The sequence below is a fragment of the Enterococcus sp. AZ040 genome (assembly GCF_050499185.1).
Classification (GTDB): Bacteria; Bacillota; Bacilli; order Lactobacillales; family Enterococcaceae; genus Enterococcus_D; species Enterococcus_D entomosocium.
In genome coordinates, this window is record NZ_JBMHEW010000002.1 from 44836 (window position 1) to 69954 (window position 25119).

Genomic DNA, 25119 nt, shown 5'->3' on the forward strand with positions numbered 1-25119 from the left:
ACTCATAAGATTCAAAAATGATTAAATAGCTGGAGGTTTTTTCATGCCAAGATTTACTTTAATAGTTGAAAATGAGCCGTTGGTTGCGTACCTCGAACAGCGAGCTAAGAAACAAACCTTTAATACAGGAAAGAAAGTCACTCGAAACGAAGTGATCAATCAGATTCTTCAAAATGAAATGATCAATGACCTAACGAATAATCGAGAAGTTGATGCGATTAAAGATAGTTTGGATGATTTTAAGCACATTCTACAACAATACGTCGACACGAATAATGCATTGTTGTACCGTGCGTTTGAAGCTGATGGTATTTAATGAATGAGGTGGTCATATGACACAATGTGCTGGCTCTTATATCAACCTAATGAGCGGTTTTGTCATTTCGTTTGATTCTGAGTATGTAAAATATATGGATCGAGAAGATAAGAAAGTGTATCAAGAAAAAGACCTTTCTGACTTTGAAACGGCCATGACGAATGACGATCCGAGTCAATCATTTGAAGGCTATTTGGATTATATGGATCGAAAAAATGCGTTACTCGCTCAATCAAAATTGACAGATGAAGAAAGAGTATCGCTAGGGGAGATCAACAAACGTCTCGCTGATTATTCGACTTTATCAAAAGCGCAAATTGAGATCATGCAAAAAGAAACGCAAGAAAAAATATGGTCGCTGAATACAGGGATGTTTGATTTCAACAATGATGATTTGACGCAACAAGAAGTTGAGCAATACAAAGAATTATTCGATCGAGCGAACAAAAATGAATCTGTATTGTTTCAAGATGTGGTGTCTTTCGATACAAAAGCATTGATTGAAGCAGGCATTTACAATCCATATTCAAATGAATTAAAAAGGGAACCGTTGATCATGGCTGGTAGAAAAATGATGAACGTCCTTTATGAGAAAGAAAAATTAAATGGATCAACAATCAGTGTAGGTGAGATCCATTACAATACAGGTCACTTTCACGTGCATTTTGCGACGACAGAAGTTGAACCTACCCGTGAAATGATTTTTGTTAAAGAGCATAATCGCTATGAAAGAAAAGGCCAGCGTTCCGATGAAACATTAGAAAAAATGAAATCGACTTTTGCGAATCTAATCTTTGATCGTTCGAGCGAATTGGAACGATTGAATGATTTGAGAAATGGTCTTCGTAGTGAAATCAAAACAGAAATGGCTGCACCAAAAAAAGAAAGTGTTCTGTTGCTTGAGGAATTAAAAGCGCAGCTGCCGGAGAATCAAAGCAAGTGGAATAGTAAAAACCTAACGTCAGAAAGTCGAGAAACAATGAACCAGCTGATTGATTCATTGATGAAAGACAATGGCCACTTTGAAGAATTCAAACAGCTGGCAAAAGAGGAAGATATTTTCAAGAAAGCAACTTATGGTGAGGGAAATCCTAGCAAAGAGAAAAAATCATTTTACGATGGCCGAATGTACGGGCCGGATGGTATTTATTATCGATTAGGAAACAGTATCCTCCAAGAACTGAAAAAGGAAAATGATTCTTCCCAACAAGAAAAACCTTTCCGTCCGTCTTCGCTATCAGGGCAAAAAAGACCTAACAAAGAAATATACAATAGAATGAAACAGGAGTACTTCAAGGGGAAAGAAACGAATGAAAGTCGATCACCGCCAAAGAGAAATCCAAGTGAGCGAACCAAACCATTTAAGGAATCATTCAAGTATCGTCGGTCGGTCACAAATCAAGTCAAACACCTGGAACGGGTGACGAGCAATGAATTTGATCAATTCAAAAATAAAGTAGCTTTTGAAAAGCTGCAGCGTGAAATCGAACAAGCAAAAATGAGTCAAGAGTCTGACCTATTCAATTAGGAGAAAGAGGAAAGATATGGAAAATTATTATTTCATCAATAGCGTGGATACAAAAAATCAAACGATGAATATTCAAGAAGTGGGTGCAGGAGAAATGAGTGCGCAACAGGTACGTATCACGAAAGAGGATGCCGACGTTTATTCTTTAATGTTGGAGGAAGCCACACAAGAAGGGGAGCCGTTGATCGTTCAGTTGGATCTAAAGTAAGGTCAAAACCGGCCGTAGAAAAATTTTTTTCGACCAGCACAAATGAAAGCCGATTTCCTTTTTGGGAAGTCGGCTTTTAATAAGCGAAGCTAATTTAGTTGAAGTAGTTGCTCAATAACCGAAGAGCTGCCTGTTAAAAATAAAATTAGACTACCTATGACTAACAAGATCCCTAAAACAAAACAGGCTATTACGAATTTGGTTGATCTAGATACTTCTTTATTTGAAACACTTATGATCAACAAAGTTATGCCGACAGCTAACGTTAAAAAATACCAAAATCCCATTATTATCGCCAACTTTCTTTGAATAGTTTTTATTTTTAAACTGTTAAATAAATTTTATCATATGCAATAAGAGCTAATCCTTGTGCAAGAAAAATATATGTAAAGTTTAAACTTTCTTATTTCAAGGAAACTGATAGATCAATTTCAAAATTGATAGAGCCACTTTCAAATAGTAAACAGAATAAAAAAAGAAGATCGGCGAAAGCCGGTCTTTTTTTGGAGGGAAAGTTGATGGAACAACAGGACAATGATCGACAAGAAATAGACAATAGTCGATTAGCAAGAGCAAAAAGAAAGTTGGAACGTCTGAAGAGAGAATACAGTGCGCAAATTTCAAGAGTCTATGACCATCAAGCACAAACAAACGGTCAGCCGATGAATGACAAAGCAAATGGCCGGTCTTTTTTTAATAGACAAGAGCAGCTGGAAGGTAGGGCTAGAACTCTTCTTCGTGAAATAGAAGCACAAGAGGAACGGATCTCGACGTTGGAATACCAAAAGGAACGCAAAGAACTCGGCCTAAATAAGCAAGGCGGTCTGATTATGAGGATTGATAACATTCCAATGATCAAAGCAGAAATCGAACAAGCCAAGCAAGGAAACTCGATGTATTCGGCCGCAACGATTCGGAAATACGAAAAGCAACTGGTTGAGTTAGAAGAATTGAAGCGTCGATCAGAAAGGGCGGATAAACATATGAATGAACAAGCACAAAAAATGATTGAAAGTGGACGTCTGACACAATGGAAAAAAAATCCAATGATCTACTTTGTAAAAGGTTATAGAAAACTGGCCGTTGAATTAACGGAGTCGGGAACATTCGAATCTTCTCAACGGTATGCCGCAAAAACGGAAGCAGAACAGTCGGTCATTTCTGATATTTTAAACGAACTAACGGGTGACACTACAGAGGTACCCAACGCTACAAAAGATCAAGAAGCTGCCTTGAACCATTTCTATCGAGTTGAATTTAACGAGGGATCGGAAAGCATTCGTAATTTTGAAGGAGAGATCGTTTCACAACCTTTGATCGAAGAAATCAAACGTTTAGATCGACCAATGGAAAGTGGGTATTATAAATTTTACTTTCAGGAAATTAAAGATGGAGAAATCGTCGATGCGTTTCGTTTAGACGTCGGGGACGGGGTCAATAGTAACCAAGACTATTATAAAAAGCTTGAATCGTTAGCTGCAAAAGATAAGACGAATGCCGTAACAAACGATCGTTCAAAAGCAGCTTACTATTTAAGAATTGAAAACCATGCAGAAGGGGCTTTTTTCAGAATCTATACAGATGAGGAAAATATTTTTAAAAGTACAGTAGCATCCTATGAGTTTGATTTACATGCGAAATTAACTGAAGAAAATATTTGGTTTAGTCAAGATCATAAAGAAGCTGAACAGAAATTAAATGATGATTTTTTGGTAAATAACCGATTGAATCCTAAATATCTTTCCTCTTTTATTAGCCAATGGAATGACTATAAAAAACAAAATAATATTTACATGGGAGTGCCTATTGATCATGGACTGATCGAATTTGATCCGAGTGATTACTATAAAGGAACGTCAGTACCTTTGACACAAGGGAAACTCACAGTCGTTAACCTAGATACTCAAAAGAAAGTTGAACCTTCTGAAGAAGAGCAGTCAGTCAAAAAAAGAAAATCAGCTGAAGAACTAAAAAAAGAAACCGACCAACTCGTCAAAGATGCCATGGAAAATATCAAGAATCATTTTGATGATCCGGAAGACGTCTTAGAACTAGGTGCGTTTATGAGTAAGTTTTACAATTACTCACTAAAAAATACGGCATTGATCCAAAAGCAATTACCTCATGCTCACGCTGTTGCCGGTGCGAAAAAATTCAAAGAAGCTGGTTTTTTTATTCGCAAGGGAGAAAAAGCCATACGGGTTTTGGCGCCAACAACGTATAAATGTTTTATCAACGAACAGGGACGTTCACAGTCACTATCGAAAGCCACCAAGCAACAAAAAGAGAAGATACTCAAAGGAGAACTGAAAACAGAAGAAAGAAGGGCATTCAAAAACGTGCCGGTCTTTGATATTAGTCAGACGACGGCCACAGCTGCTGATCTGCCGAAAATTTTCCCTAATCGTCCTTATAACTTTGATTTGACGAAGGCCACAAACACGAAACTGTTATACCAATCATTAGAAACCTATGCCTTATCAGAAGGCCTAACGATCATTGATGATCTAACGACTGTTACGCCAGTGTTAGGAACCGCAAAAGGGGCATATGGTCAGGGCATTGATGGCTCAGAAATGCTTTTCATGAATCCTCGGTTTACACAAGCAGAACAAGTGCCAACCATGATCCACGAATTGGCACATGCAAAACTTCACTCAAAAACGAGTAACTCAAATTATTCTAGCTCAGTCAAAGAATTTCAAGCGGAGCTGGCTGCGTATATCGTTGCCCACCACTATGGCATTGATACAAAAGAAGAATCGATTCCTTATATTGCGGCTTGGACAAAGAACGGACAGACCGTTGAGGATAAATTAGCTCAAATGGAAGAGGTGAAAGTGTTCTCTCGCCAAATGATTGAACAGATCGATACGCAACTGATGATCCATCAAGAATTGGAACAAAAAGAACAAGAGCAAGCGCCCACGGTAGAAAAACAAAAGCTGACCGAATCACAAAAGACTTACAAAACGTTCTCGGAACAGATTGCTTTTGCGAAGACGGTATCGATTCTAGATATCGCTCATAAAAATGGCATTGACTTAAAAAAAGATTCTGCCAAACAATATCGTATTGCAGACAATCATTCTGTAGTTATTACAGTCCCCAAAAATTTGTTTATTGAAAATAACGGACATTTTGGTGGTGGGCCGATTGACTTTGTCCAAAAGATTGTTGGAATAAAGGACTTTAAAGAAGCCGTTAGACATATTACAGACAATGACTATGACGCAACGGAATTTGAACCAGAAGAAAAAATTGACTACAAATATGATAAAGAAAATGAACGGCCTTTTGTTCGAGCAAAAAAATATTTAATAGAGGAACGCTGCATTGATGAAGAGCTTGTCAATGTTCTTCATAACAAAGGTTTTTTACGACAAGATAAACGTAATAACCTAGTATTGATTTGGAATAATCAAGGGGAAATCTGTGGAAACAGTGAAAAGGGAACGATCAAAGACTCAACCTGGAGAAAAATCGAACCAGGTTCCGATAATTTTGTTGGATTTAACGTTAGAAATGGCGAACCTAAACGGTTGAAATTCTTTGAATCTGGCGTTGATCTTATGAGCTATATGACACTAAATAAATCTGATCTGCAGGATACCTGGTTTGTTTCTATGGAGGGTTTGAAGCCGGAAACGGTCTACTATTATCTAGAAGAGTCACAGCGTGTAGCGCCTTCAGGAGTTGAAGAAATATCTTTCTGTGTCGATAATGATAATTCTGGGAAAGAATTTTTGGAGAGATTTAAAAAATTCACCTACAATCAAAAAGAAAAACAACCGATTGAATTTCAAGCAGAGTTTCCGCAAGCTCCGGTTGGACAAGAAACACAAAAATGGGATTGGAACAATGAGCTGGTCTATCAAGTAAACGAGGGCGAAAATCAAAGAAAAAAGTCTCTCGAATCTGAACCAGCATTGAGCTTATAAAGAAGGTGAACGGATGAAACGAATGATTTTTACAATCATTCAGGGAATAGGGATGGCCGTTGTGCTATCCCTTCTTAGTATGTGGATAGGCGAACAATTTTTTTCAACGTATCTTCCTAGACTTCCTGAAGCAAGACACGGAATTTCCATTTCCGCCGCAACGTTCTCTATTGTATTGGCACCGATCATTGAAGAATACTTGATACGGGTCAAACTATTGCCTTTTTTGATTCGACGTACGAATTTACCAGCTGCAGTTCTTTTCTCTAGTTTCATTTTTTCCGCTTTACATGGGCAGGTTTTTCTACTGCCCTATTTTTTAAACAGCCTGGTCTATTCATGGGTTTCACTCAAAACAAAAAATACTTATGGATCGATGATCGTTCATAGTGCTTATAATTTTATCGCCCTGATTCCTGGTTTATAAGAAATCTAAACTATTTTTCGTTATACTGATTATCAATCACAAAAAAAGAGGTGTGTACGTATTGACTACCGTAATACTAGCAGAAAAACCAAGTCAAGCAGCTTCCTATGCTGGTGCGTTAAAGCATAGCGTGAAAAAGGATGGCTTTTTTGAGATCCAAGATCCAATTTTTTCAGATGAGACTTTTATCACCTTTGGCTTCGGCCATTTGGTCGAATTAGCAGAACCAGGACATTATGATGAAAAATGGAAGAATTGGGCATTGGATGCATTGCCTATCTTTCCGCAACAATACGATTTTCAGGTCGCAGCTGATAAGAAAAAACAATTTAAGATCGTTTCCGGACTGTTAAAGAAAGCCGATACGATCATTATTGCAACAGATAGTGATCGAGAGGGGGAAAATATCGCCTGGTCGATCATTCATGAATCAGGCGCTTTTTCTAATAAAAAAACATACAAGCGTTTATGGATCAATAGTCTTGAAAAAGATGTAATTCGTAGTGGGTTTAAAAATTTAAAGCCAGGAATGGACTATTATCCTTTTTATCAAGAAGCACAGACACGGCAAATTGCCGACTGGCTCATTGGCATGAACGGGAGTATGCTTTACACGTTGAATCTTCGTTCAAAAGGGGCAAATGGAACGTTTTCTCTTGGACGGGTACAAACACCAACGCTTTACATGATCTATCAACGCCAACAAATGATCGAGCATTTTAAAAAAGAACCATTTTATGAAATCGAATCATTGATTAAGGCAACGAACGGCTCGTTCAAAGCCCTATTAAGCCCGTCACAACGTTTTTCTACTAAAGAGGAACTACTTTCCTTTGTTTCTTCTAAGGGCGCTGCAATCGGCACACAACCAGGAACGATCAAAGATCTTCAAACAAAAATGAAGAAAACGAATAGTCCCAATTTGTTCTCATTGAGCAGCCTGCAGTCAAAAATCAATCAGCTGTACAAAGCAACAGCCAGTCAGACGTTGAAAGCCATGCAAGGACTGTATGAAGCAAAATTGTTGAGCTATCCAAGAACAGATACACCATTTATTACAGACAGTGAATTTCAATACTTAAAAGCGAATTACGACAGTTATGCCCGTTTTTTATCCATAGATGAACCCATGGCACAAGATCAGCCAAGAAAGCGATATGTCGATGGAAGTAAGGTGCAAGAGCATTACGCCATTATTCCAACGAAGCAAGTCGCAAGTGAGTCAGCCTTTAATAAATTAGATGATCTACAAAAGAAAATCTATCTGCTCGTCATGAAAACAACGATCGCCATGTTTTTACCAGATTATACTTATGAAGAAACCGTAATAGAAACCATAGTGTCAACTCTCTGTTTTAAAGCGACGGGAAAAGTGCCAAAAGTCGAGGGATGGAAGATCTTATTCAAAGCCGATACCAACAAGGAGAACGAAGAGAGCCAAACATTACCAACTGTGATGATCGGTGAAGCGATTCAAGCGGATGTAAAAAGTGTGGAGAAAGAGACGCAGCCACCGAAACCATTTACTGAAGGCACGTTACTTACAGCAATGAAAACGGCTAATAAGACCGTAGATGATGAACAAGCGATCAAGATCCTTCAGGAAGTCGAAGGAATCGGTACAGAAGCGACACGTGCGAGCATTATTGAAACACTGAAGCAAAAAGAATATATCAAAGTAGAAAAAAATAAATTGATCGTTACCGAAAAAGGAAAATTATTGTGCCAGGCAGTCGAAAGCCAGCACTTATTGACCAGTGCTGAAATGACGGCAAAATGGGAAACATACTTAAAGAAAATCGGTAAAAAAGAAGGGAATCAAGAGACTTTTATTGCCAATATCAAGAAGTTTATCGTGCATTTGATCGAACACGTGCCAGATGATGTTCAGAAGTTGAATTTCCACACCTACCAAGCGGAAGTCAAAAAAGAAGCAGATAAGCAGACGATCGGTAAATGTCCGAAATGTGGCGGAAATGTAGTGTTGAAAAAGTCTTTCTACGGTTGTTCGAATTATCCCAACTGTACGTTTACGTTATCTGATCAGTTCCGGAAGAAAAAATTGACGAAAACCAATCTGAAGGATTTGTTAGTCGGGAAAGAAACCGTGGTTTCAGGAATTAAAAAGGCAGACAAGACGACCTATAATGCAAAAATCAAGTTGAGCGATACGGGACAGATCACTTTTGTATCATTTGTCAATGCGCCAAAAAAAGCAAAGAAAGTAGGGAATAAAGCATGATCAATAACGTCGTATTAGTAGGAAGATTAACGAGAGATCCAGAATTAAAATTTACACCGAACGGTGCTGCAGTGGCCACGTTCACTTTGGCCGTGAATCGAAATTTTACCAATCAAAGCGGTCAAAGAGAAGCTGACTTCATCAATTGTGTCATTTGGCGTAAACCAGCCGAAACCCTTGCCAATTACGCCAAGAAAGGGACGCTTCTTGGCGTGACTGGACGTATTCAGACAAGATCTTACGATAACCCACAAGGACAGCGAGTGTACGTCACAGAAGTCGTGGCAGAGACGTTTCAATTAATGGAATCAAAAGATGTGTCTGAGCAGCGTGCGAATGAATCCAACGAAACAGCTGAAAAAAGCAAACCGACACCGCCACCGCTACCTAAACAAGAAACAAATCCATTTGCACAAAGCAGCTCGGCAATCGATTTACCAGATGATGATTTGCCATTTTGAGAAACAAAGACGAAAAAAGACCTGGAAACCCCAGGTCTTTTTTGATATAAAATTCAGGTTCAAACAACAACTGTTTGTATCACCTATCATGAAAAGAGGAATAATGTGCGATTATTTGATGTTCACCAATTTGAATTACCTGAAAAAGAGGTGATCGATTGGGAAAAAACCAAAGGAGAGATCGGATCGATGCTCTCTAGTTATCTTGTTTCAAGAGAAAGGATGGGATTGACGAGAATGCCGCCGATCCATTCAACGTATTCGCTCTTAGACCAAGATATACCAGAAATCAAACACTCTAGCTTTGTTCAAGAAAATCAGCAGTTCAAACAAGAGTTTCTTTATTTTCACCACTTGTTTTCTTTGGGTCTGACGGCCATTAGCCATCCATATAAACCAGAAATCACCGATCGGAGACGAAAGATTTTTTTGATGCGTTTTGTCTACGGATTATCAATCAATCATGTGAGCGATCGGATCCATTATCAGAAAAATGTGATCGTCGATGATTCTCAATCAGGCTTACTGCAGTTTGCAAATGCTTTGTCTATTTTGGCTTTAAAAGAACAAGAGATCTCTGCCTGATCCTGGTATTTTTTTCTACCGATCACTTCGGGTTGTGTCAGCAACACGGTTTCTGAAGGAGCGGTGGTGGTGGCTGGAGCGACTGAAGGAACAAGCATTTCACTCGAATTTAGACATAAAAAAAACGCTAAAAGCCTTGATAAATATAGGTTTTTAGCGTGAGTTATGGTATAATATGAGTACAGTAAAGTTTGTGACGGTGGCGCTTTTTTTGGAAAGTGAGGTGGTGCATTATGAATGTACTATCGAAATCTGAAGAAAGGAGTAGCCTTTTGCAAGATGTGGATATAATCGGCATTTTGTTAGCAATAGCGCCTGTTTTGTTAGCCTTCATTGGTTTAATCGAAGCATGTGTGAAACTAGCAGATACGATTATAAACACTCGTTCTTCTAAGCGTAAAAGCAAGAAGAAACGAAAAAAGAATGCAAAAAAATAACCGTCAACTTTAGCAGGATGCGGTTATTTCTTAACTAATAAAACTGCCACCGTCTTAAACGGTGCTGTAGGGGAGTTGTTAGCGCAACTCCTCTTTACATAGTAAGTATAGCAAGATTTCAGCGAAATATCAACCTTTTGCTCTACAGACGTGCCTTGCACGTCTATTTTTTTTGCCCTCCTAAGTGGTGGAGGCGGCTGGAACGTGGAGGGCAAAAAAGATCGCTTTTCTTTCTTAAAAAAAGGTCTAAGTACCACCATTGTTCCGAAATTTAACAAACCATTTCCTCGGTATTCTTAATCCATCAGGTACTTGAAATACCTTTCATGCGCATGAAGAAACTGAGTGAACAATGGAAAATGGTACAACAGAAAATAAAGGCACCTTTTTAGATCTTTTTTCAGGAATCGGAGGATTTCGTTTAGGGATGGAACAAGCTGGCTACCGATGTGTTGGGTATTGTGAGATCGATGGCCATGCCAGAAAAAGTTATCAATCAATTTTTGACACAAAACAGGAGGTAGAAATGCATGATATCACAAAACTTTCAGATGAATTTATTCGAGGAATCGGACGTGTGGACATTATCACGGGAGGATTTCCGTGCCAAGCTTTCAGCCTTGCAGGAAAAAGAAAAGGTTTTTCAGATACTAGAGGAACTCTCTTTTTTGAGATTGCACGCTTCGCATCTATCTTGCGACCTAAGCTTTTATACCTTGAAAACGTCAAAGGACTCCTCAACCATGAACGAGGGGCTACGTTTGAGACGATCCTCCGAACCCTGGATGAATTGGGGTATGACGTGGAGTGGCAACTGTTTAACAGCAAAGAGTTTGTCGCCCAAAACAGAGAGCGTGTATTTATTATCGGACATCTTAGAGGAGCAGGTACCAAAAAGATTTTTCCTCTCACAAGAGAAGAAGGATCAGCTGATCAAAAATCAGGAAGGATCCATTTAGCTGGAACGACACATGCAGCGAATGATTTAAGTCGATTTACACGAGAAAGAACGTACTATACGGACGGTCTGATGGGGACTTTGACCGCAACGGACTACAAAACACCGAAACAAATCGTTGTTGGCAACGTCAATCCAAGCGGTGGAGGAATGAATGGCCAAGTGTATGACGCTTCAGGACTTAGTCCTACGATCACCACAAACAAAGGAGAAGGAAATAAAATTGCGATCCCGATCCTAACGCCAGATAAAGCTACTATTCGTCAAAACGGCCGTAGAATGAAGGAAAATGAAGCGCCGATGTTTACCTTAACCACACAAGATCGTCACGGAATTATCGTGGCAGGGTCGATCGATGGTTCCTATCGATCAGCTGCAGCGATCCATTCCGTAGATGGGTTATGCCCTACACTTACCACCATGAATGGTGGCGGCCACGAACCCAAAATACTGGTGAAAGAAGCCACGAAAAAAGGCTATACTGCAGCACTACCAGCCGATAGTATTAATTTCGCTTATCCTAAATCTACAAAACGTCAGGGACGTGTGGGAAATCAGCACGCAAATACCGTCGTTACAGGTGATCAGCAAGCCGTAGTAACTGATGATTTTCAGATCCGGAAACTAACACCACTTGAATGTTGGCGACTGCAGTCGTTTCCTGATTGGGCCTTTTTGGCAGCGAAATTCGGTAATAGGCAGATCGCTGAAGAAATAATCAGTAACGGGCTTGATCACTATAACTGCAGATACGATCAAGAAACTTCGGACAGCCAGCTGTACAAACAAGCTGGAAATTCGGTTACTGTATCAGTCATTTATTTCATAGCAAAACACTTTCAAACTGGCTAAAATCAACTTTTTTGACAATATACACGGATATTGACCCAACAAATCAATCAGTAGGATAAACGTATCAGGACTTGAATAAAAGATTTATGCCTGAATCGTTAGAATGAACCAAATGATTCAAAAAGATACGATTTATTTTGAAGATTGTTTAGTTGGTTTTTATCTTTACTGGTGATGAAAGATTATTTAACCAACGCCGATCGATGGTTAATTTTGTCCAGAGAAATCAATAGTGAAGTATGGTTTGATGGCACGTTATCCGGTGGGGAGCAACCACTGGTTGCTTTAGCCTATAACTTGTTTACCAACCAAGATTTTTATGAATTCGAAGATGGTAAGAGGTATAATGTTTCGCAATAAGAAGTATATTCTGGTGTTGACGAAGCTGGTTATCAGCTGGCCAAGAATACGATCGATGTTCGACTTCAGTTTAATTGAGAAGAACTTTAGTCCCTCTTATATTTCATATGATGTTGAATATGATATGAAAAATGTTATAATGACTTTGAGAAAGATATTTCATGATCAACCCCAAAAGGCCCAACTTGTCTGCTAGCAAGTTGGGTTTTTTGATATAAAAAAGATCCAGCTGCTAGACTGGATCTTCACGGCTAAAAATGTCACGCAACATTACTTTTATCTCTTTTGTTTAGCCATCTCTTGAATAGCTCTAAAGCTATACCAGAAGCAAAAGAAATAAAAAATTTGAGAAAGATGTATTTCATGATCCACACCCCCAATCGTTTCTTACGTGTAAGATTAGTTAGTGACACCTTTAAGTATAATTAAGTTCTGGAGAAAGTCAAAGCTATATAGTGGTAGCAAAGGGTTTTAAAAATTTATATACACAATATATGGTGTATATTCATTTTTCTTTGAGTTAGCATTTTTTTGAACATTATTAATATGATAATGTTTATTATAAATTACCTAAGTTTCATGTTTCACATAATGAATAAAAAACTTTTTAAAATTATTTTTTATTTTTCTCACTATATCCATTTCTTAGAGCAAATTGTATAATTTTATCTATGAACTTAACAATAGTGTCGTACCACCGATGATTTATAGCAAGAAATTTATACACATTTAAGATTAGTTAGAAGCAGATCAGTCTGATATAAATAGTTTCATCAGCTATTATTGCGAGAAAAGGGATAAAATACTAAAAATTTTGTTATCGATGATTTTCAGTCACTTTCATAATAAACGTAATATTTAATTAGTTTTACCCAAAAAATTTGGAAATAGGACGTGATCTATGTGGATAGTTTAAATAATTTAACAGGTATTAAACTAGAAGATTTAGAAAAAAAGATTGCTGAATTATCAGAGAAAAGAATAGAGTTAGTAGCAGAGATAAACGATGAATATGAAAGGATATGGGGTACTGAAGAAGAAAGGGCCACATTTGAAGAAGAACAGTATGAACAATACATTCAATCCCAGACAACTGATCCACATGATGAGCAAGAATTAGCTCTAAGGACATCAGAGGTAAAGTTGAATCAAATAGATAATGACTTAGGTGCTTTTGAAAGAGAGCTTTTTCTACGCAATAATAGTGACAAGATTAATAAAAATTTTTTGAGTAAGGTCGTGGGAGACAAGCTCGACAGGGCGATGAGCATAGATCGCTTGACTTCGATGATAGCTTTACAAGACAACAAGACTTCTTTGAACATAGGTATTATTGGTGAGTGGGGAAGTGGGAAAACGACATTTTTGAAATTATTAAATGATAGGCTGACTGAGAGTGATGAAGATAATATAATATTGTTCAATGCTTCTCAGTATGATGATCAAGAACAAATATGGTTTTCACTATTGCACAGGGTATCAGATAAATATTTATCCTCAAAATTATACTTTAAAAAAATACGCTTCATTTTGAAGTCATTATCAATGAAGAAGGAGCTTCAATTAATATATTGGCCTATCATATTTGTTTTGATTTCCATTATCTCTTTGGTTTATTTACTCAATACTATAGCTACTTTTATCGAAGATCCTGCTTCAGTCGGAATAATTAATAGCTTTTTTGCAGCTTCTTCTGTAACAATAGGAGCTATTACAGGGACAATATCATATCAGTTAGCAGAAAAATTTATACTATATATATCAAGTATAATTAGTAATGATAATGAATTTATCAGAGATAGTGTTAAATATCCCAACTATAAAAGATTTTTAGGTAATAGAGAAAAAGTAAGAAGTGACTTGAAAATTTATAGAGATCTCATGATAAAAGACGAGAGTAAAAAACTTATAATAATGATAGACGAACTCGATAGATGTTCAGAAACCACCATTTTAAGTTTCTTTTCATCTATTGAAGCATTTCTAAATATACCAGGTATAGTATTCATTTTTTCCATTAACCCAAAAGTAGTATATCCTGTTGTTTCAAGTTTAATAATAAATAAAGATAAGTATGGAAATGAAAAGCTGGAAAAGAAAAAATCTGGCGCAGAATTTATAGATAAATATATTGATTTATATTTCACTTTATTACCACCAAAAAGTTATAATAATTATATAGATGAATTGTTGAGTGGCATTGACGGAATTGAACCTAATAATAGGGCAGCCGTTTCTGAATTGGTCAACATAATCAGCTCGAAAGAAGAAGTAACACCAAGACAAGTTAAAAAATTACTTGATATTTCTTTGATATTCCACAAAGAATTTATTGATTTCAGTTTTGAAGAGATAGCTGTTATTTTCTTCATGCAATACTATTTTCCAGATTTTATTATGTTGATACTTTCAATTGATTTGAAGCCCCATACCAAGTTTTCTCATTACTATGCGACACCAAACATCAGAAAATATTTTAAAAGTCGTAAATCAAAATCACACGAAGATAGTAGTTTAGATATTAGTGAATTTAATCTAGCTTTAAAATTTCTAAAAGAATCAAACAAGATTTCCTTTGAAAGAAATTATAATAAAATTTTAAGAGTTTTAGAATATATGTAATTTTTCAAAATAAGTACTAACAAGCTTAGCTAATCGTAATGTAAAATCAATGTGACATAAGCTAAGAGTATCTATTTTAATAAATTTATTCAAAACTATTACGGCTCTTTGTCAATATGGACTGATGAGTTGTGCAAAATCAAATCTGGGTCAGAATAAACCACATTCTGGCTTAGATTTTTTTGTTATTTTACTTTAATTAATTGATTGATCAAAAAGATTCTAATTCTCATGTTCTCAAATGTTTTAAATCCGTAGGATACTCGTTGGCTCTATAATTTATAGGGATCACTACACTTTTTTTAGGTCTTTTTTGATATAAAAAAGAAAGAATTTATGTGGGAATGGAAGAAGCGATATTCCTTTGACATGAAATTATCAGAGAATACAACTGAGAAATTTTGCCTTCAAGTTTCAGAGTTACTATTGCACAATAGTTCAAAGAATTGGAACATCTTTATTGTAGCTGAAGATGAATTTTCTCATATCGCTTATAGAGAATGGATTGCGCGAAAACTAAATACAGAACATATAATTATTGATAGTACTCTTTACTATTCTGTGGAAAACTTACCAGTATATATGGATGGATTGAGTAGTTTAGTTATTTGCGAGAGAACACTTATGAATATGCCTGATGAAACCATACGCGAAGCAAAAACATTTCCTATATCCCTTTCTTTAATCAATGAAGATTTACAAGAATTTTTTAAGGTTGTCTCCTACTTCTAAAATTCCTCATATTGATTGTATAGAGGAATTAAAAAAGTAAACTTGTTGACGCTATAAAAACAGAACAGATAGATTAATATTGTAATAAATTCCTAATTATGAACTGCAATGCTCTATGTTGATGATATCTTATTCTTAGAAACGATTGTTTATCTCAAAAGTTAGTTTAAAAATAAAAAGTAGAGTTGATAGTGGAGGAATATAGATGAAAGTAACTAGGAGTTTCCTAACGCCACAGAAGAACTTACAAGATGAGATTTGTAGATTTTTAATGGAGCCGGATATTTTGTCGAAAGACTAAGGACGATAAGAACAGTACGTGGACCCTTTGACGTCGATTTACATGCTAGATCAGATAAATAGTTGATACTGAGTTTTATCTATATTGGAATATTTCACTTCCTCAAAAAAATCATGCGTTTGGATTAGTTACAAATGATTCTGTAAGTATGTTAGGTATACTAATATCAAAAAATAGACTTAAAAAAAGGGGCATGTGAAGTAGCATACTGTTCCAACTAGTGATATAACGAGGGGTCAGAAACTTAAAAGTTTTTGATCCTTCTTTTTTTGCAATTTGCATGATTTAGTGGATCGTTGTAGTAGTCTGGAAACATTCCTTTTTCTAGTGGAGCTCGCTTTACTTCTTCTTTATTTTATGTCCGTTTTTCTAAATTTGCGTGTCGAAGTGAAAATTTCGATTATTCATTTAATAAAGAATCTTGTAATCTAGGAGATGCAAGAAAGGTTTGCTATTGAGCCTTATTTGTTTATTCTCATGTATTAAAAACCTTCGTTTTTGGGTTTGCAGAAAAAAAGGCATTCGAACAGGTCGAATGCCAAAATAATTGTTGTTAAATTAAGGTTTCTTAGATTTGACAGATATATGGAATGACCAATCTAAAAAACGAAGATTTTTGAGACGACTATTTAAAGGAGGAGGGAAGATGCATAAAACGGTTGGACGTTTGATTGGGATGCTCGCAGTGTTTTTGGCACTTCAATTTCCACTGTCCGTCTATGGTACACAGGTCCAATCCGTCGAGTCAGAAGGATCTGTTGGATTTACCGGGGCGTACAAACCGATCGGTCCGCCCGATCCACCCCCAAGTACCAGTCCGCAAAAACCAGGTGGCTCATTACCCCAAACGAATATGACCGAAGGGTCATTTGCTGGTTGGGTCGGCAGTTTCTTAGTGGTCGGTGTCTTAGTGGTTGTAGGGGACAAAAGAAGAAGAGCAACACAAAAAAATAATTGAATGAAAGCAGGAATAAAGAATGAAATTTATCCGTTTAGCAACTGTAGCTGCATTATCAACAACGATCTTTGCCGGAGGCGTACAAGCCTTCGCTGAAGAGGATACAAAAGAAGTTCGTAAAACAACTACTGATGGTCAAATTACTTTTACACCAGGGAATGACGATACGATCGTTGATCCTGGTGATGAGGGTCCAGATGTAACTATTCCGCCAGTCACGGGTCCGGATGGAGAAAACAAAGGGCCTTTAACGATCGCCACTGTACCAACCATGAACTTCGGTTCACAAATTATCTCAACTACGGATGAGCATTATAACATGGTCGCTGAGATGCAACAAAAAACAGGCACGACCGGTGAAGAGAATAAAGTTCCTTATGTCAGTTTGGCACAAGTCCAAGACACTCGCGGTACCAATGAAGGCTGGGAATTGAGTGTCAGTCTAACGGAATTCCAAGCACCTACGGATACATTAAATAATGTGTTAAAAGGCGCAAAAATTACGTTGTTCGATCCGACCCTTCGTTACAGTGTCAATGATGACGCTCAGGCGCCGACCATTCACGCAAGCGGGTTGGAATTGATTCCAAATAATGATGCCGTACCGATTATGACGGCAGCAAATCACAAAGGTGCCGGTACCTCAACTGCTGTTTGGGGAGATCATGATGCGATCGCAAAACAAGTAGACGACGGCGCAGCTGTTGTGGAGAATGAGGCGATTCAACTATTCGTACCAGGTTCAACCGCCAAAGATGCGGTAACGTATACCTCTACCTTGACATGGGAATTAGAATTAACTCCTGATAATGAATTATAAGAAGTAAACCGTTCCTTTTCCGTGTTCTATTAGTCACTGGCAGCGTTGCAGATCTCTGTGGCGCTGCTTTTTTTAGAAAGGATTATGATAAATGAGACACAAACAAGCTATGCCAAGAAGACTGTGGCTACTAGCAGTACTCTTCTTTTTCTTCCCACTTTCGGCACAAGCCGAAGAGACTGCCTTGAATACACATGTCACTCCGCTTTTTCCAGAAAGCCAAGTAGATGAAAGCAAAGGGTATTATGAGCTGTTACTCGCTCCGGGTCAAAAAGAGACCCTGCAGTTGAAAGTCGGCAATTCCAGTTCAGAACCAATCAACGTTCAAGTAACGCCGCATACTGCTTATACCAATACTTTAGGGAATGTCGAGTATGGCAAAGATGCCAAAGCAGCAGACCCGACCTTGATCCATTCCTTAGATGATTTGATGACCCCTTCGGAGGTCATTACACTGGAGGGAAAAGAAACAAAGATCATAGATATTCCTTTACAGATGCCGAAAGACGCCTTTGAAGGGTATTTAGCCGGCGGTTTACGAATCACCGAAATAAAAGATGAGGAAGAAAGTGATGCCCCAGAAGGAGAAGGAGTCGCGATCAAGAATGAATTTGCCCATGTGATAGGTGTGGTCGTCAGTAATACCAGCGATTCTGTACAGCCAGAGTTGGAACTATTAGATGTCTTTGCGGACCAGTTGAACTATCGGAATGTGATCAGTGCGACCTTGCAAAACTTTACACCGGCTTTTGTGAATCGCTTGGAAGTGGAGGCAACAGTCAAACGAGCAGGAGAGAGCGACGTTCTCTATGAGGCCAGTAAAGAAATGATGCAGATGGCGCCTAATTCGAATTTCAACTTTCCGATTTCCTTAGAGGGCGACCGTTTTCGAAGCGGGAACTACGTGTTAGAACTAACCGCAAAGTCGGGAGACAATGAATGGTCTTGGACTCGTGAGTTTACGATCGATGCCGACGATGCCCGTAAGTTAAACCGGGAAGACGTCATGATCGACAATAGCCCAAATTGGTGGATGATCGGAACCATTAGTTTATTGATTCTATTGGTTGTGATTCTGCTTTATTTCGCTTCAAAGAAAAGAAGGCAAGAAAAAGAGTAAGGAGGAATGTAGCGTGAACTTTCGCAAACAAGCAGTAGTATGTACTACACTCTTACTATTGGCACAAGTGATACCATCGGGAATCACACAGGGCTATGCAGAAACGAATGGACCAGTAGATGAGCAGGCACTCACTGCTTTTCGCAGCCATCTACCAGATTATGTAGCAATTAGTACCAATACTGTTACACCGGTCGAGGAAGCACCACCAGCAATTCAAGAGTTTTCATTTGTAGAAAAGACTTCTCGGACAGGCACAAATCAACCGGTTATCTTACGTTTTACAAGTACCTATCCTGCAGATGAGGTTCTAGTACGGATACCGAAGGAAGGCCAAGTATTGGCAAGTTATTTTTCTGATGGGGAGTCCATCACGCATTCCCATGGAGAGTACTGGACGCTTCACACCAAAGGACAACAAACAGAATTTACTCTTCCTGTGGTGTTTGAGACAGCGGGAAACTACTTCTTGACTGTCGATCATGACGCGGATCATTTCTATTTAGAAGTAGAGGAAAGCACTCTAAAATCAGAGGTCCAGAAATCTTCTGATATAAAGGATCAAGAAAATACTGATTTCAAGGAGCCGCCACTTGAAAGTCAAGATGCAGAAGTGATGAGTGATATTCCCGTTGCAGTTCAACCAGTAATTGCAGCTGAGAAGAACCTATCGATACCCGAAGAACTAATTCAAACAGAAACAAATCGGATTTTGAAAGCCTCTGTTGATCCTCAGACAAGGTCAGCTCCAATTAGAAATTGGTCTCAATTTAGAAGTGCATGGAATGACCGAAATACTTCCTCAATAGTACTTACTGAGTCAATTTCCTTTTCTGGCTCGATTTTAGGAAGTTCATTAAACACCAGAAACACCTCGGTGAATATTATAGGCAGACCCGCAACTCAAGCTCGTGTAGTACTCAATATGTCTGGCTCTAACAATAATTTAGAGCTGAGTGGAGCAGCTACTTTAGAAGTAAGTGATTTTTCTTTATTGGGGGGAGACAGCAATGATCCTATTATTAAACATAATGGTAGCGGTCTAGTTGATATAAATAATATGCTTGCAGCATATAATAACAATGCATCTATTATTCATGCTCAATATATTAATCTAAGAGGATACTTTGACTTGTCTTCACCTTGGGTTGGTCCTGCGATATCTTTGGTTCGTAGTGGAACACTAACTATAACTCCAGCACCAGATAGAAGAAGCTATATATCATCTAGGGATGGTGTTGCCAATAATGGTATAAAACCTATTGAATCTGACTCTTCCAGCAGGATTATAATAAATGCAAATAGACTGACAATGGCAATGAATTCTTCTACGCCTAAGTCATCTTGGCATTCTGTCAATGCCACTCTCACTGGGGTGAATGGCTCACAAGTACTAACTAGTGAATCGGATCCAAATGACTTTGAAGAACGTTACACCCAACTGTTCAGAGAATCATGGTATAGCACACTTATATTTAATGGATCTGGGATTTCTTGGGTCGCTCCCCCGCGCCCTTCCTATGTACTTTCCTTAGAAGCGAGTCCTACTGTTGGGGGAATGCCTATGGCAGAAACAACAACGATTATTCAAGGGGAGACAACCATGATTCATGCGAATCCAGCGGAGAGATTTGACTTTCTTCGTTGGGAAATAGTATCCGGAACCGGAAGCCGTATTTTAAACCCCACAAATGCAACGACTACTTTTACAATGGGGACTACTGATACAGTTGTACAAGCAGTCTATCAAAAGAAACAAGGGGGAGACATAACGGTTGAATATGTCGATAATGCTCTAAAGGAACTGGCAGAACCAGAAATTATCAGCGGGCTGATTGATGAAGAATATGAGACGAAGGCCAAGGAAATTGAAGGATATTCTTTAACGGAAATACCCAAAAATGCATCAGGACAATTTACCGAAAAGGCCCAGACGGTTACTTATGTATATACTAAAGATACTCTAGATCCTGTGTTACCAGTCGATCCATTGGCACCTGACCAAGAAGTGGATCCGGAAAATCCCCCAGAACTTCCTGAAGACCAAGGAGCACTCAGTATTGATTTTGCGTCACATTTTTCGTTTGGAACCCAAGGCATTTCTGCACAGACCAAGTGCTATTATGCCCAACCGCAACGCTTGTTGAATCTGGACGGCACCGTCAATGACGCCGAAGAACGACCAAATTATATCCAAGTCAGTGATCGTCGCCCAGAAGAAGAGCGCCACGGCTGGCAATTAGCAGTTACACAAAATAGTCAGTTTATGGATTCTCAAAACAATCAACTTAGAGGCGCACGTTTGTTGCTTAATAACCAACAATTTGCGTCTGTCCAAGAATCCAGCGAACCGATGCTACAAAATCAAGACGGCGTGGTCTTGATCCCAGAAGAAAAGACGCCCCTTGTGCGCGCACAAGACGGCCAAGGCTCAGGCACGTGGGTCTATCGTTTTGGTGATCGAGAAAGTGCAGGAGAAAGTGTTGCCCTTGAAGTGCCGCCAACGGCGGATCCAAGAACAACCACCTATCAAACGACCCTCACCTGGGAATTAAGTGCTGTCCCCGACAATTAGCCGAAAAAGAAAAGGGCCGCGGCTCTTTTCTTTTTCTTCACAGAAAGGAAAGAAAAAACGATGCAGACGTTATTTCATCAGTTGGTCTTTACGGCCAAAACCAAGCGTTGGTTGACTTTGTTGGAGGTATTGGAAGAAAAAGAACACGTCCTAGCCCAGACTCTGATCGATCAGACCGGCTTCGGGCGGCGAACGATCATGGAAGACATGCGCGCAGTCAAAACTTATTTTGGCAAGACGATCCAATTGGTCGGCAATGAAAAAGGCTATCACTTCGCTTTTTTTGACCCAAAGAGGTATTATGAAAAGAAACAAGAGCTGTTGGAGGAAGAGAAGCTGTTTTTGTTTGTCGATCAGCTAGCTGCAGGAAAATGTTTGGACAACCAACAATGGACGACGTTTCTCGGGGTTTCGAGTTCGGGCTTTCAACGGATGAAACGACAACTCCAAACCCTTTTAAAGCAACAGTATGGACTACAGCTAGTCGCTAAAACAAATCTGCTTCGTGGCCAAGAAGCCAGTATTCGGCAGTTTTTTTATGATTTTTATTTCACGCTGCCTTTATATCCAACCGAGCTTCAAGAACACATTCGACACCTCCATCAGGAAAAAGCGATGGTGCAAGTAGGCCAGTGGCAGCTGGATCCAACAGTCGTCAATCAATGGCTGAAACTAATCAACGTGCGTGTCGAGCAAGGCTATTGCTTGCCGGATCAAGGCAAACACAAAGACTTGCAAGCGACCCTCGTGCAGGCACTGGACCAACAAGTGAACGTGGCACTGCCGGCACCAGAAAAAGCAGCGTTGTTTTTGCTTGCTTTAGACGAACGTCAGTTTTTGAACCCGTTGACACAAAAAGCATTTATTCAAGCCTTCTCACCGACAAAAGAACCACACCTTCTCGTCCGTGAGACCGAAGGTCTGACCTATCGTCTGTTTGAGACGCTGCTTTTTTTGATGGAGACGTTTTTCCAATTGCCGCTGCTTGAAGAAGAAGTGCCCGAAAGTCGCAAGAAGGACGTACTGCTAGCGGCGCTCATGGCCCAGTTTTCGGCGCAGAAAAAGCGATACAGTGAGACCATCGTCCTTTCTTATGATTTGGTTGGTCCTTCCGCCTTGAAGCGTTGGATCAAAACAGAGGTGGAAACTGCGGGGAAAGAAAGAGGCTTTCACTTCGTCGATGCCTCTTTGGTGAATCGACCAGGTGTTCTTCGCCATATCAAGGTAACGAATCAAAACCAACAAATGAGAGCGACTGGGAACATTGAATTGCCACAATTTCCTACAAAAGAAGCGATTCGGTGTATTCTATCCGAGTACTTTTAACGAGTAGACGTGTAGAAGAACAGGAACCAAATGAAAAAGTGAGGGATAGGGATGCGCGAATTGCAAATTTCTTTTATTACGAGTGCCGAGATCCGACGCTGGATGCGGATCTTGACCATTATTGAACGAGAACACGACTTTACGATCGTCGCGTTGAGTGAACGATTGACGATCTCCCAACGAACGATGGTCAAAGATATCCAAGCGATCAAAAGCCATTTTGGTGAGACCATCGAATTGCGTTCACTTCATAGCGGCTTTCATTTTGATGAACGTGATCGAGTAAGGTACCAAGAAAAAAAAGAAGCGCTATTAGAAAACGAAGTTCTGTTTGAGATCATTGGTACGATTTTTTACGGTGAACCCGTTGCACTGGCCGAGTTAGCCCACCAACACAGCTATGCCGAAAGTACCCTGCGGCGGTTTTTGGTAAGAGTCGTACCGATCGTAGCCGAGTATGGTTTGACATTGACCTTAAACCCTGTCAATTTGGTAGGAGACGAAGCCAACATCCGAAAGTTCTTTTTTGACTTTTACTATAGCAGTGAACAGACCCCCTTTACGATTCGTCCGCCCGAAGGGCTGCATGCATTGATTCTAAACGAATTGTCCGGCAAATTAGGAACCTATGAATTGGGGACAGGGACGACCGTGTCTGCCTTTTATTACCATCTGTATATCACGATGGTTCGCGTCAATCAAAACCAGTTTGTTTCCTTGCCGGAGTGGTTGAAGACCATCGATTATCAAGAAAAGGATTTTCAGCTGCTGTATTCTCTACAAGCAAGGATCCATCAGGAATACGAAATCTATTTACCCAAAGAAGAGTTTTCATGGGTTCATTTATCGGTCATTGTCAAACGAACGATCCATCGGGTAGATCATGAACGTGTATTTAGCCAGCACTTCAACTGCTGGGAAGGGCTTGAGCAAGTCACGTCAGATTATTTAGCCGATCCGTTTTTTGCACAATGGGATACCGACACCTTAAGCCATTTTATGACATCGTTTTTTGTCTCACGTCTGATCAATGAAGCGTTGAGTCCGGTATTGAATAAAGAGTTAGAAGAAGTTCGTGTCATGGTCAAGAAAACCTATGGACAGATCCATGAGATCAATTCCTACTTCTTACAAAAGCATGCACAGACACTTCGCTTTTCAGCAGTGACCTTTGAAGATGTGGCCGTCAGTTTTACGTTATACATGGATATGTTGTTTCATTATTATCAACCAGTCAAACAAGTTTTGTTTTTACTGGAAGGAGATTATTTGGTGGTGCAATCGATTCGCCTGCAAGCCCAAGAACTTTTGAGTGACCACTACAATTTACTCTTTCTTCCACTGCAGGAATTGACGCAAGAACGCCTGAATGATGCACAGATTGATCTGATCGTCACCAATTACCGGCCATACCTTTTGGATTACGCAATGGAAACCGAGTATATTTTAATGAATAGTATTCCGACGGCGCAAGACTGGACACGGGTCAAACACCAGTTGAATCCATTGATCGACCGGATCGTTTTTTAAAAGAAAGAAGGAAAAAGAACTATGGCGGTATTTACTACCCAAGAAGCCTATCTTCAAGGGTTTCAAATGACCTTGGAAGAAGCAAAAGAACAAGAAAGCCCAGTCCTGAAGGACTATATCCAGTGCCAAACGAACCGATTAGAGTCGTTAGTCGCACAAATCTCCAAAGAAAATTTCTGGCAAGTCTTACCCGAAATCTTAGGGATCGATGCAAGGCTGGGGATTGTCTCAGAATTGATTGTTTTTGATGATTTTTCAAATGAGGATATTGTTCGAATGGTAGAAACAGATTATCCTACCTATTTCAAAGAATTATGTGGGTATGATCTCAGTATGGAACCAAAACATTCTATAATTTTCAATGTTTTATGATTTATCCGCTCACGGCTAATCCTAATCGCTAGTAAGAAAAATAAGCAGAGTGATCAGAAAAAATTATTATTTCTGATCACTCTTTTTAATAAATAATATTCAACACCCGAATTAATTCTCAGCGTTCACTACTCACACGAAACAACAATGTCGTTGAATATATAATTTGGAGTCTTCTAATGAGATCTTTTTTGGGTCAGAAACTTAAAAGTTTTTGACCTTTATTTTTCAAATCATTTTGATGGCTCTATCGGCAGCTCACTTAATTAGGTTCATTAAGTACATTACATAATGTTAATTATTAAAATCCAAATAGGTTGTTTGTTTAATCATAAGTTATTAAATAAGTAGCTATATAAATTTAGTCAATGATTAAAAACTTCGTATAAAAATGATATAATTGTGATAAGAAATTATATTTGGTGGAGGGGTCAAATTTGAGTCAGTT

General features: G+C 38.8%; 21 protein-coding genes. 20 read left to right on the top strand and 1 reads right to left on the bottom strand.

The features are described 5' to 3' along the window. The first annotated feature begins 43 nt into the window (after positions 1-43). The 11 genes from IGK63_RS16420 to IGK63_RS16470 all read left to right on the top strand — a co-directional run bounded on the left by IGK63_RS16420 (position 44) and on the right by IGK63_RS16470 (position 12315). A complete protein-coding gene (locus IGK63_RS16420) occupies positions 44-316 on the top strand; it encodes a hypothetical protein (protein WP_311904561.1) in 273 nt (90 codons plus the stop codon). Between the two features lie 16 nt (positions 317-332). Continuing rightward, positions 333-1844 carry a MobP2 family relaxase gene (mobP2, locus tag IGK63_RS16425; RefSeq protein WP_429972575.1) on the top strand — a complete coding sequence of 504 codons (1512 nt, stop codon included), beginning with the start codon at positions 333-335 and terminating at the stop codon, positions 1842-1844. A gap of 16 nt (positions 1845-1860) precedes the next feature. After that, the gene (locus tag IGK63_RS16430; RefSeq protein WP_016612336.1) at positions 1861-2052 is read left to right on the top strand and encodes a hypothetical protein; all 192 of its coding nucleotides are present in this window, start codon (positions 1861-1863) and stop codon (positions 2050-2052) included. Between the two features lie 518 nt (positions 2053-2570). Further along, the gene (locus tag IGK63_RS16435; RefSeq protein WP_429972576.1) at positions 2571-5993 is read left to right on the top strand and encodes a DUF3991 domain-containing protein; all 3423 of its coding nucleotides are present in this window, start codon (positions 2571-2573) and stop codon (positions 5991-5993) included. A gap of 13 nt (positions 5994-6006) precedes the next feature. Beyond that, positions 6007-6420 (top strand): CPBP family intramembrane glutamic endopeptidase, encoded by a 414-nt coding sequence (locus tag IGK63_RS16440; RefSeq protein WP_221678994.1) that lies wholly within the window; start codon positions 6007-6009, stop codon positions 6418-6420. Positions 6421-6481: 61 nt separating this feature from the next. Continuing rightward, positions 6482-8662 (top strand): DNA topoisomerase 3, encoded by a 2181-nt coding sequence (locus IGK63_RS16445; RefSeq protein ID WP_429972577.1) that lies wholly within the window; start codon positions 6482-6484, stop codon positions 8660-8662. Then, positions 8659-9123 (top strand): single-stranded DNA-binding protein, encoded by a 465-nt coding sequence (gene ssb / locus IGK63_RS16450; RefSeq protein ID WP_081117341.1) that lies wholly within the window; start codon positions 8659-8661, stop codon positions 9121-9123. Before IGK63_RS16445 ends, ssb begins: the two co-directional genes overlap by 4 nt. A 105-nt stretch (positions 9124-9228) precedes the next feature. After that, positions 9229-9708: a phage transcriptional regulator, ArpU family gene (locus tag IGK63_RS16455; protein ID WP_016612331.1), complete on the top strand. Its 480-nt coding sequence runs from the start codon at positions 9229-9231 to the stop codon at positions 9706-9708. Positions 9709-9941: 233 nt separating this feature from the next. Beyond that, positions 9942-10145: a hypothetical protein gene (locus IGK63_RS16460; protein WP_002290540.1), complete on the top strand. Its 204-nt coding sequence runs from the start codon at positions 9942-9944 to the stop codon at positions 10143-10145. 352 nt (positions 10146-10497) lie between these two features. Continuing rightward, positions 10498-11955 (top strand): DNA (cytosine-5-)-methyltransferase, encoded by a 1458-nt coding sequence (dcm, locus tag IGK63_RS16465; protein ID WP_429972578.1) that lies wholly within the window; start codon positions 10498-10500, stop codon positions 11953-11955. Positions 11956-12099: 144 nt separating this feature from the next. Next, on the top strand, positions 12100-12315 hold the full coding sequence (locus IGK63_RS16470) for a hypothetical protein (RefSeq protein WP_429972579.1): 216 nt from the start codon (positions 12100-12102) through the stop codon (positions 12313-12315). Between the two features lie 260 nt (positions 12316-12575). Here the strand turns inward: IGK63_RS16470 and IGK63_RS16475 are convergent, their stop codons facing one another. After that, on the bottom strand, positions 12576-12680 hold the full coding sequence (locus tag IGK63_RS16475) for a type I toxin-antitoxin system Fst family toxin (protein ID WP_416336667.1): 105 nt from the start codon (positions 12678-12680) through the stop codon (positions 12576-12578). A 538-nt stretch (positions 12681-13218) separates the two neighbouring features. Between IGK63_RS16475 and IGK63_RS16480 the strand changes: the two genes are divergently transcribed. From IGK63_RS16480 to IGK63_RS16520, 9 genes are all read left to right on the top strand, one after another. Beyond that, positions 13219-14937 (top strand): KAP family P-loop NTPase fold protein, encoded by a 1719-nt coding sequence (locus IGK63_RS16480; RefSeq protein ID WP_429972580.1) that lies wholly within the window; start codon positions 13219-13221, stop codon positions 14935-14937. A gap of 336 nt (positions 14938-15273) precedes the next feature. Next, entirely contained in the window at positions 15274-15669 is a 396-nt protein-coding gene (locus IGK63_RS16485; protein WP_429972581.1) for a hypothetical protein, read from the top strand. Between the two features lie 947 nt (positions 15670-16616). Next, positions 16617-16928, top strand: coding sequence for an LPXTG cell wall anchor domain-containing protein (locus IGK63_RS16490; protein ID WP_429962096.1), 312 nt, complete (start codon positions 16617-16619; stop codon positions 16926-16928). A 19-nt stretch (positions 16929-16947) separates the two neighbouring features. Further along, positions 16948-17748 (top strand): WxL domain-containing protein, encoded by an 801-nt coding sequence (locus tag IGK63_RS16495; protein ID WP_429962095.1) that lies wholly within the window; start codon positions 16948-16950, stop codon positions 17746-17748. Between the two features lie 91 nt (positions 17749-17839). Then, positions 17840-18868, top strand: a complete 1029-nt coding sequence (locus IGK63_RS16500; RefSeq protein WP_429962094.1) for a DUF916 and DUF3324 domain-containing protein — start codon at positions 17840-17842, stop codon at positions 18866-18868. 13 nt (positions 18869-18881) lie between these two features. Beyond that, positions 18882-21443 carry a WxL domain-containing protein gene (locus tag IGK63_RS16505; RefSeq protein WP_429962093.1) on the top strand — a complete coding sequence of 854 codons (2562 nt, stop codon included), beginning with the start codon at positions 18882-18884 and terminating at the stop codon, positions 21441-21443. A 60-nt stretch (positions 21444-21503) separates the two neighbouring features. Then, the gene (locus IGK63_RS16510; RefSeq protein ID WP_429972582.1) at positions 21504-22769 is read left to right on the top strand and encodes a helix-turn-helix domain-containing protein; all 1266 of its coding nucleotides are present in this window, start codon (positions 21504-21506) and stop codon (positions 22767-22769) included. A 51-nt stretch (positions 22770-22820) separates the two neighbouring features. After that, positions 22821-24299 (top strand): helix-turn-helix domain-containing protein, encoded by a 1479-nt coding sequence (locus IGK63_RS16515; protein WP_128433023.1) that lies wholly within the window; start codon positions 22821-22823, stop codon positions 24297-24299. A gap of 21 nt (positions 24300-24320) precedes the next feature. After that, positions 24321-24671 carry a DUF7006 family protein gene (locus tag IGK63_RS16520; protein WP_271772431.1) on the top strand — a complete coding sequence of 117 codons (351 nt, stop codon included), beginning with the start codon at positions 24321-24323 and terminating at the stop codon, positions 24669-24671. Positions 24672-25119: the final 448 nt, after the last annotated feature.